7 protein-coding genes and 1 tRNA gene are annotated in these 15132 nt (G+C 45.3%); 5 read left to right on the top strand and 3 right to left on the bottom strand.

Annotated elements, in window-relative coordinates; translation table 11 throughout:
- Positions 1-63 precede the first annotated feature (63 nt).
- From secA to E5342_RS11320, 3 genes are all read right to left on the bottom strand, one after another.
- Positions 64-3444 carry a preprotein translocase subunit SecA gene (secA, locus tag E5342_RS11330; RefSeq protein ID WP_121735052.1) on the bottom strand — a complete coding sequence of 1127 codons (3381 nt, stop codon included), beginning with the start codon at positions 3442-3444 and terminating at the stop codon, positions 64-66.
- Positions 3445-3578: 134 nt separating this feature from the next.
- Entirely contained in the window at positions 3579-5165 is a 1587-nt protein-coding gene (locus E5342_RS11325; RefSeq protein WP_135959393.1) for an alkaline phosphatase family protein, read from the bottom strand.
- Positions 5162-6349 (bottom strand): Lnb N-terminal periplasmic domain-containing protein, encoded by a 1188-nt coding sequence (locus E5342_RS11320; RefSeq protein ID WP_121735081.1) that lies wholly within the window; start codon positions 6347-6349, stop codon positions 5162-5164. The genes E5342_RS11325 and E5342_RS11320 overlap by 4 nt, the downstream gene beginning before the upstream one ends.
- Before the next feature lie 653 nt (positions 6350-7002).
- Between E5342_RS11320 and E5342_RS11315 the strand changes: the two genes are divergently transcribed.
- The 5 genes from E5342_RS11315 to E5342_RS11295 all read left to right on the top strand — a co-directional run bounded on the left by E5342_RS11315 (position 7003) and on the right by E5342_RS11295 (position 15016).
- A tRNA-Gly gene (locus tag E5342_RS11315) sits at positions 7003-7075 on the top strand.
- Between the two features lie 137 nt (positions 7076-7212).
- Entirely contained in the window at positions 7213-7980 is a 768-nt protein-coding gene (argB, locus tag E5342_RS11310) for an acetylglutamate kinase (RefSeq protein WP_121735050.1), read from the top strand.
- 671 nt (positions 7981-8651) lie between these two features.
- Entirely contained in the window at positions 8652-11852 is a 3201-nt protein-coding gene (locus E5342_RS11305) for a SusC/RagA family TonB-linked outer membrane protein (protein ID WP_121735049.1), read from the top strand.
- 30 nt (positions 11853-11882) lie between these two features.
- The gene (locus tag E5342_RS11300) at positions 11883-13403 is read left to right on the top strand and encodes a SusD/RagB family nutrient-binding outer membrane lipoprotein (RefSeq protein ID WP_121735048.1); all 1521 of its coding nucleotides are present in this window, start codon (positions 11883-11885) and stop codon (positions 13401-13403) included.
- A gap of 134 nt (positions 13404-13537) precedes the next feature.
- Positions 13538-15016, top strand: a complete 1479-nt coding sequence (locus tag E5342_RS11295; protein ID WP_135959392.1) for an ATP-binding cassette domain-containing protein — start codon at positions 13538-13540, stop codon at positions 15014-15016.
- Positions 15017-15132: the final 116 nt, after the last annotated feature.

The raw sequence follows: 15132 nt of genomic DNA, 5'->3' as shown, positions 1-15132 counted from the left end.
AACATAAAAAGGGGGAGTACGCCGGAATTCCGGCGTACTCCCCCTTTTTATGTTTCTAGTTCCTTATAAACCTTGTCCGTGGCAGTTTTTGTATTTCTTGCCACTTCCGCAAGGACATGGATCATTACGTCCTACTCGTTTCTCGGCACGAACCGGAGCTTGCTTCGGTTGAGGTGCCTCGGCTTGTGAGTTGTTTCCGCTCAAGTCTGTTTTCTCCGTGCGGTAACGGCTCATATCCTCGTGCTTCTCCGGGGCGGCCTCTTGTACGGCGATACGTTGACGGGCTCTTTCCTCGGCGATCGCTTGGGCGGCTTGCTGGGCTACGGCCGCTTGACGGGCTTGCATGGCTTGGCGTTGTTCCTCGGTCGGCTCCTCACGTACCGGGATCTGTCCACGCATCAAGATGGCGGCTGTCTTACGGTTCATGTTGTCCACCATCGTCTTGAACAGGTTGTAAGATTCAAGTTTGTAGATCAACAATGGATCCTTGTTCTCGTAGCTAGCGTTCTGTACGGAGTGGCGCAGCTCGTCCATCTCACGTAGATGCTCTTTCCATCCCTCGTCAATCATATGCAATACGATTGATTTCTGGAAGGATTTAACGATAGCCTTACATTCTGTGTCGTAAGCCTCTTTCAGGTTACAAGATACATTGTACATGCGCTTGCCGTCCGTGATAGGGATCATGATGTTCTCGTACATCGCTCCTTGATTCTCGTATACTTGCTTGATAACCGGATGAGCGACTTGCGTCATGCGTTCCATACGACGTTTATAAGTCTTCAATGCCTCCTCGAACAATTTCTCTACGAGTTGCTCCGGTTTCATGCTCTTGAATTCGTCTTCCGTGAACGGGCTTTCCATGGCGAATGTCTTGAACAATTCCAACTTGAAGCCTTCGAAGTCCTCGGCATGTTGATCGGCGATTGCTGTAGAAGTATCGTAAATCGTGTTCAATACGTCCAGACCGATACGCTCTCCCATCAAGGCGTGGCGACGACGGGTGTAGATTACGTTACGTTGTGAGTTCATCACGTCGTCGTATTCCAACAGACGTTTACGGATACCGAAGTTGTTTTCCTCTACTTTCTTCTGGGCACGTTCTACGGACTTGCTCAACATATTGTGCTCCAGAACCTCGCCTTCCTTGAAACCAAGCTTATCCATCAAGCCGGCGATCTTCTCGGAGGCGAACAAACGCATCAAGTCGTCTTCCAAAGATACGAAGAATACGGATGAGCCCGGGTCTCCCTGACGTCCGGCACGACCACGTAACTGACGGTCTACACGACGGCTCTCGTGACGTTCCGTACCGATGATCGCCAAACCGCCGGCATCCTTAACTTCTTTAGATAGTTTGATATCGGTACCACGACCGGCCATGTTGGTAGCGATCGTAACCGTACTTTTCAGACCTGCCAAGGCCACGATCTCGGCCTCTTTCTGGTGCAACTTAGCGTTCAATACATTGTGCTGGATCTTACGCATCGTAAGCATGCGACTCAATAATTCGGAGATCTCTACGGATGTTGTACCCACCAATACCGGACGACCTGCCTCTGTCAGCTGTACGACTTCCTCGATGACGGCATTATATTTTTCACGTTTTGTCTTATAGATACGATCGTTCATATCGTTACGGGCGATCGGGCGATTGGTCGGGATCACTACTACGTCCAATTTGTAGATGTCCCAAAACTCGCCTGCTTCCGTCTCCGCCGTACCGGTCATACCGGACAGCTTATGGTACATACGGAAGTAGTTCTGCAAGGTGATCGTGGCGAATGTTTGTGTAGCGGCTTCTACCTTTACACGTTCCTTAGCCTCGATCGCTTGGTGCAGGCCATCGGAATAACGGCGTCCGTCCATGATACGACCCGTCTGCTCGTCGACGATCATGACCTTGTTGTCCATAACTACGTATTGGATATCCTTCTCGAACAAAGCGTATGCCTTCAACAGCTGGTTGATGGTATGTACACGTTCGCTCTTGACGGAATAGTTCGCCAATATCTCGTCCTTTTGGGCCTGTTTCTCTTCCTCGGTTCCTGTCATATTCTCCAATTGGGATAATTGGGAAGTAATATCGGGAAGTACGAAGAATGTCGGGTCGTCCATCTTGCCGGTTAATAAGTCGAGACCTTTATCCGTTAATTCGATACTATTGTTCTTTTCATCGATCACGAAATACAGCTCATCGGTTGCCTCGTGCATATGGCGCATGTTCTCGGACATGAAATATTCCTCAGTCTTCAACATCTGTGATTTTATGCCCTCCTCGCTTAGGAACTTGATCAAAGCCTTGTTGCGAGGGAATCCCTTGAAAGAGCGATACAATTGGATGGTACCTTCCTCTACCTCTTTCGGGTCGCTGCTAGTCATTTTCTTCTTGGCCTCGATCAGCAATTGTGAGCAAAGGTTACGCTGCGCATTCACGACAACCTCCACGTTCGGGCGGAACTGCTCGAATAATTGTTCCTCTCCGCGAGGGATCGGTCCGGAGATGATCAACGGCGTACGAGCGTCATCGATCAATACGGAGTCCACCTCATCGACGATGGCATAGTTGTGTTTGCGTTGTACCAAGTCTTTCGGGCTGATCGCCATATTGTCTCGCAAGTAGTCGAAGCCGAACTCGTTGTTCGTACCGAACGTGATATCCGCCTCGTAAGCCTTACGGCGAGCCTCGGAATTCGGCTGGTGTTTGTCGATACAGTCTACGGAAAGTCCGTGGAACATATAAAGCGGGCCCATCCATTCGGAGTCACGTTTTGACAAGTAATCATTCACGGTTACCACGTGTACGCCGTTACGTGTCAAAGCGTTCAAGAATACCGGAAGGGTAGCCACCAAGGTCTTACCTTCACCGGTCGCCATCTCAGCGATCTTACCTTTATGAAGAACGACGCCACCGAATAGCTGAACGTCGTAATGGACCATATCCCAAGTGATCTCGTTTCCCCCGGCTTTCCAGTGATTGGCGTAAATCGCCTTATCGTCCTCGATGCGTACAAAGTCGAAACGAGCGGCCAGATCCCGGTCGAATTGGTTAGCGGTAACTACCACTTCCTCATTCTCGGCGAAACGGCGGGCCGTATCTTTCATGATGGCGAATACCTCGGGTAAGGATTGCTCCAGTACCACTTCCATCTTGTCCGTGATAGCTTTCTCAATTTTATCTACCTCGGCCCAGATCGCCTCACGTTCTTCCAGTTCCTTATCCTCGATGCCTTTACGAAGCTCTTCCACTTGGGCTTTCTCTTCGGCTACGTAGTCTTGGATACGCTGTTTGATCTCATCTGTTTTCGCACGCAACTCGTCGTTCGAGAGTGCCTTGATTGACGGATATACGGCCTTTACCTTATCTACGTAAGGTGTGATTTCTTTAAGGTCACGCTGCGACTTATTGCCGAACAGCTTCGTCATAAACTCATTAAATCCCATGATTCTTATGTTAATGGATAGTTGAGCAACTATCGTCTGTTATTACTTTGTTGTTTGAATAATTAGATAATAATAAATAAAGGAAGAGCCACACAACCCTTGATAATTATCAACTTTTAATGATCAATTCTCTATTATTTGGTTGTCAGCTCCCAGAGCGGCAAGCTTTGAGTAGCGTTTGGTGGCCTGATTCTTAGCACATGGGTTACCGTGGGGGCTACCTCAGTGGCCTTGACTTCGCGGTAGATATGTTGGGGTTTCAACCCGTTGCCCATAAATACCAGCGGGGTGATAACAGCATTATTGCGTATAATCTTGACTTTTTCTTTCGGATTGTCGAGGTTCACTTTCCAACCGGGTTGCAACTCGATGATCAGATCGCCCCGTCTCAGATGGTGCGTACCTTGACGGAATTGGGCGGTTCCCTCGTTCCAGTCGCCCATAAGCAAGCTTCTACCTGTGGTGACGAGTTGTATGCCACTAAATTCCTGTATGAATTCGGCGGCCTTGTTTTGTAAAGTTGTCAGATCCAGCTTGGCGTCTTCTATCGCCTTGCGGTTCAAGTAGATCTGGTTGTCGTAGTATCCTTGTACCCAACTGGTATGTTGGCCGTAAATGGCCATCAAGTACATATTAAGCAGGGCCAGACAACGTTTCGGGTGGAACTCGCCACCGTTCACCATCAAGCCGTCCGGATAAGACTCCTCGCTTTTATAATAACCGGAACCTGTAAAGACTACCAATGTATTGGCCAAGCCCACTTTCTTGTCGATCGCATCCAGTAGCTTCTCGATATCTTGATCGAGTTGGTAATACGTATCTTGAATCTCCCGGGTGTATTCCTTGCTCATCGTACCCCGGTAATTGCCCGCATAGTACGTGATAGACAACATATCCGGGCAACTGCGTGTACCAAACCCTCCGTACTCTAGGAACTGGAGGGCCAAGCGATTGATCTCCTTATTGATAAACGGCGAGGTCTTCAGGTTCGGATAGCAGTTCGCGAACTTCTCGCTGAACGTATAGCGGAAAGGAAGATCATCCAATACGTAAGGAAAGGCATCGTATTTCTCCATCGGAAGGGTAGGAGTCCATACCATGGTTTCTAAGCGTGACGCCAAGGATTCCGGGCCGTTATTATAGCGGTCTACGTACCAAGGGATTCCCTTGTAGTACGTCGTGGTAGCCCATTTCCCGTTGGTGTTATCCATCCAGAAAGCTCCGTTCGCCGCATGTCCGGCGGAAAGGATGGCGCCCTCGGCATCCGGGGCGATGGAATATACGTCGCTTCTTCCTTGAGAGGCGATTTTCAATTCGTCGCCGATCGTGGAACTGAATAAATTCTTGGGCGAATAATTCTCTTTCGTGTAGTTACCCAGATATTCGGGATCGTTTAAGATCGAGGCCTCTTTCTCTTTCTCGAAATCAAACGTCTTATCTCCGGCGATACCGCTGAAGCAAGGGTTGCTTCCGGTAAAAAGAGTAGCGAACGCGCTGGCTTGGTCTATGTCCGAGAACTCGAAGCGGATATTGTTATACACCAACCCTTCGTTCATCAAACGCTTGAAGCCCCGTTCGCCAAATGTATTATAAAAGTATTCTATATAGTCGCCCCTTAGCTGATCCACAGTAATACATACCACCAATTTGGGGGTACGTTGCTGCGCCTCGAGGTTTGTTACCACGAGGATAGCGATAAGTGACGTTATAATTTTTCTCATCCGATTCTCCATATATTTCTGTAAACACCCCAACCCGAACGAACCCAAATCGAGGCTACAAGCGGAATAAAGGCACTGTTTAGATGTTGCGGAATGAAATGCCATCCCAGTAACATCAGCGTAAGCGCCGCAAAGTTAATAAAATGATAGTAATATGCAGCCTTCTTCAGCTTTTTTACGCAAAACAAAATAACAGCGATCAAATCGAGCGGCTGTAACCATACCAAAGACCAGTTCGGCCACGTGCAGGGATGGACGGATATGAAGCTAAGAAAGAAGAGGATGACACCTCCGGCTCCGGCTACCGAGAAAAGGACACAATCCACCCATAGGAAGTATTTTTTTTTGCGCCATTCGGTCCAAGTAAGCCCTAAAACGATTCCGAACAGGAGCCAAGCGCAGACTAAAGGAGTGAATAAATCCCAGATGTCTTTTTCCGGCTCGTCGGCTTCCCCGGCTCCGATCACGTGGGTCTCGCTCACCAATGGGCGGATTGTCCCGTCCGGGCCCGTGATGGTGGCTTTAGCGGACGCTTCTTTTAGATAAGGGGGGAGGAAGAGCATCTCGTGCTGGGTGGCCTTCCGGTCGGTAGGGCTGCCTAGCGCTAGGTCGCATCCGAATGTGAGCCACGGATGGTTTCGGGTACAATAATTAATAAGATCCCGGAAGGTCTGGGATTGAAAGGGATACTGATAATCGACGTTCCCGTTGATCTCCTTTTCCAAGATCGCGGCAGGGCGGGTAGCGCAATTATCGAAGAAGAAGTTATAACGATATACCCTGTTCTCCGGCCTGTAATTAATAAGCAGGGCATCCCATATGTGCTCTTTCTCTTCTTGGGTGAGGTTCAATACTTGCTCCGTGATATCGCTGCCCCGCATTTGGTACTCGATCACGTAGTCTTGGAAATCAGCCACTCCCAGTTTATAATCCGTCTCTCCTTTAGCGAATCGGTAGATAAAATTAGGCTTGGAGAAATCAAATATACCATAATTGAATATATAATCGATATTCTGCTTGGGATCGTGTATGCGTAGAGCGGCATGCCCGTACACGGTGAATACTTCCTCGTCGTACGGTGCGCTGGTCATCAGACTGATACGGGCTTCCTCGCTCAGTTTGGGTTGCGCCATCGCCGATAGGGAAAGAATCCCCAGCAGGAATAGAAATAATATCTTTTTCATCTTCTTCTTGATTATTTGCCGCAAAGGTAATCATTTCTTTTCTATAAAGATAAAAGTTGGAATAGGCCTAGGGCAACTGAGCCAAAATGTAAGTCTTCCGATCCTTGATGTCACCTAAAATCCTTTTTTTCTATTGTTTTGACTGGAATAAAGGCTTTTTGATGGCAGATGCTTTTTGTGGGAAAGCTAAAATAGAGAGAAAGGGAAGGCGGAAATAGCGTATTTTGCCGTTTTTCGGATGTATGAATAGGCATTGCAAGGTGTTTATGATCCAATAGTAAGGTGTTTATGATGGCGTTGCAAGTTGTTTTCGACTATGATTCTTATTGTTTTCGACCGAAAACCCGCATGTATTCGGGTGAAAAGCCTATTGTATTCGGATGAAAAGTCTCTTGTTTGTCTGTTTTTGACCAGCAAGAGAGGAGATCCTTTGCTAGAATAAATTGGCGAAAATACTTAGTGTTCTGTCTGATAGGTTGTTGTGGAAAAATATTCTCGGATTTGGAAGCAAGCCCTACCTTGTCTCGAAATAATCGATTCTCCGGGTGTTTAGATTACAAAGTGTCAAAATGACAATTTGGGTACGATTACCTTAATTTTTCTTTCGAAAACCTTGCTTAGAGAAAAATAATAGCTATATTTGCGTCCGCAATGCGGTAGTAGCTCAGTTGGTAGAGCATCAGCTTCCCAAGCTGAGGGTCACGAGTTCGAGCCTCGCCTACCGCTCTATCTTGATAATCAGGCGGCCGTATAGAAATATATACGGTCGCTTTTTTGTTATCCGGACACCCTTGCGTTTGCTTATCGGAAAGGAGGCGTGGAATGTTGGAAGGATTCGTTTATAATATAATAATGTATAGGAAATGGAAAAACTAATCTTGATAAAGGTAGGAGGGAAGATCGTTGAGGAAGAAGAAACGCTTCGTCAATTGTTAAATGATTTCGCTGCAATCGAGGGATATAAGGTCTTGGTTCATGGGGGAGGACGCTCGGCTACAAAGCTTGCCGCCCAATTAGGGATCGAGAGTAAAATGGTGAACGGTCGTCGTATTACGGATGCCGAGACCTTGAAGGTCGTGACAATGGTCTATGGAGGCTTGGTGAACAAAAACATCGTAGCGGGCTTGCAAGCGTTGGGTGTAAACGCTTTAGGCTTGACCGGGGCGGATATGAATTTGATGCGCTCCGACAAACGTCCCGTGGCAGAGGTGGATTATGGTTTCGTAGGCGACGTGAAAGAGGTGAACGCCGATTTGCTAGCCTCTCTTATCCATCAAGGTATCGTGCCGGTACTGGCTCCTCTTACTCATGATAAGCAAGGTCATATGTTGAATACGAACGCTGATACGATAGCAGGAGAAGCCGCTAAAGCGTTGGCGAAACATTTTGAGGTGACATTGGTGTTCTGTTTCGAGAAGAAAGGGGTTTTGCGGGACGAGAAGGATGACGAGAGCGTGATTCCGGAAATCGATCGTATAGCGTTTAGGGAATATGTGGAACAAGGAATTATTCAAGGGGGCATGATCCCGAAGCTGGAAAACGCTTACCAAGCGATAGACGCCGGGGTGAAGCAAGTGATCATTACGCAAGCCTCGGAGATTCACCAAGGAAAAGGAACAAGAGTTTTTTAATAGGTGGCTGTCTCATTTTGAACTGCCCCCAAAAGTTAGACAAAAAACTTTTGGGGGCAGTTCAAAATGAGACAGACCTGTCTTTGGAATATATTGTCAAAAATTTTGGCATAGCTTAATACCTTATTTATTATTACCTGCCACACATTGATATCCATTTATTTTGAAGGAAGCATAGTTTATGAAGAACTATTTCCTTTATAGTCACAGGTAAAATGTGATAAAAGTAATGAACTATAGAAATTAACCCTCTTTTTTTACTGATATCTATAAATCTGTTAAAATGATATTAAAAACCTGTATATTCTTCGCTTTGGAGAGGAAGATGAACTGAAAATAACAATAGGAAGGTTTGTTTTGTGATATTATGATATTTTTACAATGATAAAATGTTTGTTTTTAATCTCTGTAAATATCTTTTTGCTTCAATGAATGATGTTATGATAACATTAGATTGTGTATTTATTTGTTTTTAATAAAAAATATTTCATATATTTGCAAAGTGAAGATCATGCTGATTATGTATTTATTTTGTAAAAATAAGGCTGTTTGCCTTGATGTGATTTTACATGATACATCTATAATCTATTTGATATTGGAAATAGTTCTTCATAAACTATGATATATGAAGTGTTTTTTTAAATATTAATTGTTAAACAAAAAGTGTGTTTATGAAAAGATTGACTTTTTTATTATTATGCTTGTTTATAGGCATAGGAGTCGCAACGGCACAGACGATGAAGATAACAGGAAATGTTATATCATCGGAAGATCAGCAACCCGTGATTGGTGCGGCGGTTGTTGTGAAAGGCACTACGATAGGTACGGTTACGGATTTTGAGGGTAACTTTACTTTAGATGTGCCAGGAGACGCTAAGACGATTTTTATCTCTTACGTAGGATTGAAAACGAAGGAAGTGGCGGTAGCTCCGGTAGTGAATGTTATGCTAGACTCGGATTCCAAGGCGTTGGATGAGGTGGTCGTAACAGCCATGGGGTTGACACGCGAGAAAAAATCATTGGGCTATGCGCTGCAAGAAGTAAAATCGGAGGATATAACGAAAGCGGGACAGATGAATGTTGCCAATTCGTTGTCCGGAAAGATTGCCGGGGTACAAGTCACCGCTCAAGGTGGACAAATTGGCGCTTCGCAGAATATCGTGATCCGTGGAAACTCTTCCTTCGGAAATAACCAGCCTCTTATCGTTGTAGACGGTGTGCCTATGACGAACGATAACCCTACGGGTAGCGCAGTTATCTTGGGATCGGGATTGAATGATATCAATACGGAGGATATTGAGTCTATCTCTGTCTTGAAAGGAGGTTCTGCTGCCCTTTATGGTATGCGTGCCGGTAACGGTGTTATTTTGATTACTACGAAGTCGGGAAAAAAAGACAAAGGTATTTCGGTAAGTTATGATGGAGATATTACGATGGATCGTATTTATAATTTGCCGGGTTTGCAGAATAAGTACGGACAAGGTTACTATGGTTCTGAGTTTGATTGGAAGGCCAGCGGTTTCGATGGTTCTTATCAGGATTTCGCCTCTTCTATGGGATATTCTTATGTAGATGGAAATGGTAGCGGTATTAATGATAATGCGGATGAGTCTTGGGGACCTCGTTTGGATATCGGTTTGCAATTGCCTCAATTTAATAGCCCGGTGGTGAATGGGGTTCGGCAGGCTACTCCGTGGGTTTCTCAGCCGAATAACATTAAGGATTTCTTCCAAACGGGTTATTCGACGAGCCATACGATCAGCTTGACTGCCGCTACGGAAAAATCGTCTACTCGTGCTTCTATCTCTTATCGAGGTCAAGAGGGTACGACTCCGAATACGGATATGCAACGTTATGCGGCCTCTTTGAATACGAAGATGAACTTTAATAAATATATAGAGTTTGATCTTTCCGCCAATTATGTACGTACGACTAGCGGGAATCTTCCGGGTACCGGTTATGATGGGGCCAATGTTATGCAGTCCTTGTTGCAATGGCATGGTCGCCAAATCGATATGAATGACTTGAAGGCTAATTGGGATCAGAAAGATGAGACCGGTGCTTATACGCATTATAACTGGCAGAAATCTTATGCTACTAATCCTTATTGGGTGTTGAATAAGAACTTGAACAAATATAAACGCGATCGTATGTTCGGTAAATCATCTTTGTGGTATAAGCCGACGGATTGGTTGAAGTTCGAGGGACGTGTCGGTTTGGATACCTATTTCTCCAGTCAGTTGTCTAACATCGAATGGAGTATCGATTACCCGGATGGTTATTTCCGTGATTACGATCGTAGAACAACGGAGGTGAATGCGGATTTCATTGCTTACTTTAACAAACAGTTCGGTGATTTTCAGGTAAATGCGTTGGCAGGTGCTAATTACCGTGATTATGATTACTTCATTAAAACTATCGGTGCGGATGAACTGACTGTGCCAGGGCTTTATACGGTAGCGAATGCCAAAGGTTCGGTATATGCGTCGGAGAATCACGAGACACGCCGTTCCAACTCGGTTTACGCCAATGCTTCAATTGGTTGGAGAAATCAAGCGTACGTGGATATTAGTGTTCGTAATGATTGGGATTCTACGATTAAGGATGCGTTCTTTTATCCGTCGTTCAGTGCGAGCTGGATCATGACTGAGACTCTTCCTTCCTTGACGGAATCCGGCTGGTTGAACTTCTTGAAGTTGCGGGGTGGTTGGGCGAAGATTGGTTCCGCTACGGATCCATATTTGTCGAACGCTTATTATTCGGTTCTTTCTGCTCCGTTTAATGGAACAAGCTTGTATTATAATCCGATCACTTTCCCTGCTACTCATTTACGTCCGGAGATGGTGAAGACTTGGGAGGTCGGCGTGGAGGCTAATTTCTTGCGGAACCGTTTGCACTTGGATGTAGCTTACTATCAGAAAACAACAACAGACCAGATCATGCAGGCACGTGTTTCTACAGCTACCGGTTATCGTTCGATGATGATCAATGCTGGCGAGATCAGTAATAAGGGTGTCGAGCTTCAAGTGAGTGGTGATATCATCCAGAATAAGGATGGTTTCAACTGGACTGCTACTTTGAACTGGTCTAAGGATAAATCGAAGATTGTGGAGTTGTACACGGATCCGATAACTGGAGAGTCTTTGGATGCTTATGAGATCGGTTCTAGTTGGAGTTGCTATAACTACGCAAAACCTGGCAAGAGTTGGGGTACTTTGGTGGGTACGGGTTTTGTGTATGATGAGGATGGTGCTATCTTGGTTAGAGATGGTATGCCGATGTACGAGGAGAATAAGGAGATCGGTGATGTGGCCCCGGATTGGTTAATGGGCTTCAACAATGAGTTCTCTTATAAGAACTGGAGTTTTGGTTTCTTGTTGGACTTCCGTAAGGGGGGGGATGTATATTCAATCTCTCAAGCGTTTGGTACTTATACCGGTATCTATGACTTCACAGCAGAGGGAGATCTTCGTGAGAAAGGTGTTGTTGCCGGACAGAACGTGATGACCGACAAGGTGTTCAAGAATGAGGATGGCTCTATCAATAATACGGCGGTTAGCGCTGAGGACTTCTTTGGTAACTATTATACGATCTGCGAGATGGCCGTGGTTGATGGTTCTTTCCTGAAATTGCGTGAGGCTCATTTGACGTATAATTTCCCGCAGTCTATCTTGAAAAAGACGAAATATTTGAAGGCGGCCCATGTGTCGTTGGTAGGAACGAACCTTGCGTTGCTTTGGGTGCATAAATCAAACCAAATCCATTTGGATCCGGAGTCTACGACGGGTGCGGCGAATGCAAATGTCGGTTTTGAGTCCAACTCTTATCCCCCTTCTCGCAGTTTTGGACTGAAAGTGGGTGTGACATTCTAAAAGTATCATTTATAGTCATAGTATAGAAAGATGAAAAAATATATTAAAAATATAAGTACGGCGTGTGTGGCCTTGTCTTCATTGTTCATGGTAGGATGTACGGATTCCTTCGAGGAAGTGAATACAGATCCTGATAATGCGGAAAATGTGCCGACCGAGAATTTGTTGGCATATTCCTTATATAACACTTCCTATCGTTTTTATGATCGTTGGTTCGCTATGGATGAGCCTATGTCGTTTGGTGGATATGTAGCCAAGATGAGTTATATAGATGAGGCCCGTTATCTGTTCCGTCCGGGTGTGCAAGATACGAACTGGGAGCATATTTACCGTGTGCTTAACAATGTGATGGATATCCAAAGACGTTCGGAAGCTTCCCCGAATATGTTGAACGTGGCCAAGGTGTTGGAGGCGCACGTGATCCAGATCGCTACGGATCGTTGGCGCGATGTTCCCTATTCTGACGCAGTCAAGATGGCCGCTGGCGTGTTGACTCCGAAGTATGACAAGCAAGAGGATATTTATCCGGCTTTGCTGGCGAAATTGAAAGAGGCGGCTGATGGGTTCGCAGCCGGTGGCGACGATGATATTAGTAGTGGCGACTTATTGTTTCATGGCGATATGCTGAAGTGGCAGAAGTATTGCAACTCCTTGCGTTTGCGTTTAGCGATCCGTATCTCTGAGGTAAGTCCAGTTTTGGCCCAGCAGACTGTGGAAGAGGTGCTGGCTGATCCTGTTAGTTACCCGGTCATGAAGGATAACGATGACAATGCGTTCTTCTGGTGGTTGGGAGGCGATGGCAATTACTACGAGCCGATAGCTGACGCATACCGTACGCGTAAGTCTGAGTTCTGTTGTTCCGACGTGATGGTGAATTATTTGTTGGAGAATAAAGACCCGCGTATCTCGATTTATTGTATGCCGACACCGTCTAGCCAAACTCCTCCTTCCGAGGGGGATACGGAGAGCGATTATACGGATGGAACCCCGGTTTATCGCGGTTATACGATCGGGGCGGCATCCAATCCTCCTTCTCGCCTTTATTCCGTATGGGGGTATCGGTATGGTGTTGATTTAGGTGGTTTCTCTCCTTACATGCGTGTAGCTGAGGTTTATTTCCATATTGCAGAGGCAGCGAAACTGGGATATAACACGAAGGGTATGACTGCGGAGGAGGCCTATAATAAGGCGGTTCGCTTTTCTTTGGAGGAAAATGGAGTAGCGGAAGACGCTATAGAGGTTTATATGGCAGGTGCCGGGAAGTTTAAGAACGACATGAGGCAAATCTGGTACGAGGAGTGGGTGGCGATGTTCAAGCAAGCCATGGAAGGATGGTCTTTGTATCGTCGTACGGGTGTTCCCGAGACTCATTATATCGCTCCGGGACGTGCCACTAAATATGCGAATCATAATGTGCCTCCTTTCCGTTCTCCTTATCCGAATACGGAGCTTTCGTTGAACAAAACAAATAATGCGCCGTTTAACGCTGAGGTTGTAGATAATTTTTGGGGTAAACAAATGTGGTGGGATACACGTACAGGCGTTCATTAACTACTAGTAAACATAGACAGACCAAGTGCCTGTATACTATAGGGGGACTGCTCGTGACGAGTAGTCCCCTTTTTTGCCATTATGCTGTCATTCTTAAATAAACTATGTACCTTTGCTCCGTTTATTTAGAAAGTATGGAAAAAGAAGGAAAGATGGTCATCAATATCAAGAATATCGTTACCCGTTTACCGGAATTACGTTTTACGGCACCCGTGAATTGGCGGATTGATGAAGGACAACAATGGACCGTGATAGGTCCGAATGGCGCTGGAAAAACTTTGATAGCAGACATTATGCAACGGAAATTCGCTTTTAAGAAAGGGGAGGTTGTATTCGCAGGAGACGGGAATGTCTGTGATTTTATCAAAAGTATAGCGTTTAAAGATATATATTCATTAGCAGATTGCCGGAATTCTTATTACCAACAACGTTGGCATTCGACAGAGACGGATGAGATGCCTACAGTCGAGGAATTGTTGAAGGAATATGCTGGCTCTGATAATTTAGCGAAGATATTGACTCTTTTCGGTATAGAGGATTTATTACCTAAGCGGTTGATATTCTTATCAAGTGGTGAATTGCGAAAATTATTGATTGTCCGGGCGTTGCTTAGTCGTCCTCGTGTTTTGATTTTAGATAATCCTTTTATCGGCTTAGACGCTCCATCCCGGGATTTATTGGTAGAAATGTTGGGGCAGATGACGAATTTGAATGGAGTGCAGGTCGTTTTATTATTATCCAATCCCAAGGACATACCGGCTGTGATCACGCATGTATTGCCTATCCATGATCGTACTTGCTTGCCTCCGCTGACTCGAGAGGAGTTTATGACGGATACGGAATTAATCACCCGTCTTTTTCCAACGGAAGGCATTCATGCGTGCGAGGAAGTTGGTAAGGTTTGTTTACCTGTGGATATGAACAAAATAGCCTCTTCCCATGAGGTGACTTTACGCATGGAACGTGTAAGGATACGCTATGGTAGCCGCACGATCTTAAAAGACTTGGATTGGGAAATCAAGAACGGAGAGAAGTGGGCGTTATTTGGTCCGAATGGTGCTGGTAAATCTACCTTGCTGAGTTTGGTTTATGCGGATAATCCTCAATCATATGCGAATACGTTGTATTTGTTTGATAGAAAGAGAGGTTCCGGAGAAAGTATTTGGGATATCAAGAAGCGTATCGGATATGTATCGCCGGAGATGCACTTATATTATAAAGAGAATGTTCCTACCTTGAATATTGTAGGTTCCGGATTTTTCGATTCGATCGGCTTGTTTCGTAAGTGTAATACCGAACAAGAAACGGTTGCCTTGGAGTGGATGAAAGTTTTTGGTATCAAACATTTGAAAGATCGTTTATTCTTGACCTTATCATCGGGAGAACAACGTTTGGCTTTATTAGTGAGAGCTTTCGTGAAAGACCCCGATTTAATTATATTAGATGAGCCTCTCCACGGTCTGGATGTGAGCAATAAGAAAAAGGCGGCTGCTATTATCGAGCAATTCTGCGATCGTCCGGGGAAAACCTTGATTTACGTAACCCATTACCCGCATGAATTACCCGCTTGCGTAGACAAGCGGTTCGAGCTAGTGAAGATTATTGATTTTTAGTGGAAATCTGATAGAAAAATTGGGTTTGCCATGTATTTGGAAGATTCTTTTTTTCTTGGATACATGTTTTTTTATTAGTTGGTACCCGTGATAACAAACTTTTAGTTTGTAGTTTG

Origin of the sequence: Parabacteroides distasonis (assembly GCF_004793765.1) — a bacterium.
In the GTDB taxonomy this organism is placed as follows: Bacteria; Bacteroidota; Bacteroidia; order Bacteroidales; family Tannerellaceae; genus Parabacteroides; species Parabacteroides distasonis_A.
Note: the sequence above shows the minus strand (reverse complement) of the source record. Positions and strands in the feature narration are given on the sequence as shown.

What these genes read in the sequence shown, in the direction of transcription:
- E5342_RS11320 (WP_121735081.1), bottom strand. Translation starts at nt 6,349, where the DNA reads ATGAAAAAGATATTATTTCTATTCCTGCTGGGGATTCTTTCCCTATCG.
- E5342_RS11295 (WP_135959392.1), top strand. Translation starts at nt 13,538, where the DNA reads ATGGAAAAAGAAGGAAAGATGGTCATCAATATCAAGAATATCGTTACC.
- E5342_RS11305 (WP_121735049.1), top strand. Translation starts at nt 8,652, where the DNA reads ATGAAAAGATTGACTTTTTTATTATTATGCTTGTTTATAGGCATAGGA.
- argB (WP_121735050.1), top strand. Translation starts at nt 7,213, where the DNA reads ATGGAAAAACTAATCTTGATAAAGGTAGGAGGGAAGATCGTTGAGGAA.
- secA (WP_121735052.1), bottom strand. Translation starts at nt 3,444, where the DNA reads ATGGGATTTAATGAGTTTATGACGAAGCTGTTCGGCAATAAGTCGCAG.
- E5342_RS11300 (WP_121735048.1), top strand. Translation starts at nt 11,883, where the DNA reads ATGAAAAAATATATTAAAAATATAAGTACGGCGTGTGTGGCCTTGTCT.
- E5342_RS11325 (WP_135959393.1), bottom strand. Translation starts at nt 5,165, where the DNA reads ATGAGAAAAATTATAACGTCACTTATCGCTATCCTCGTGGTAACAAAC.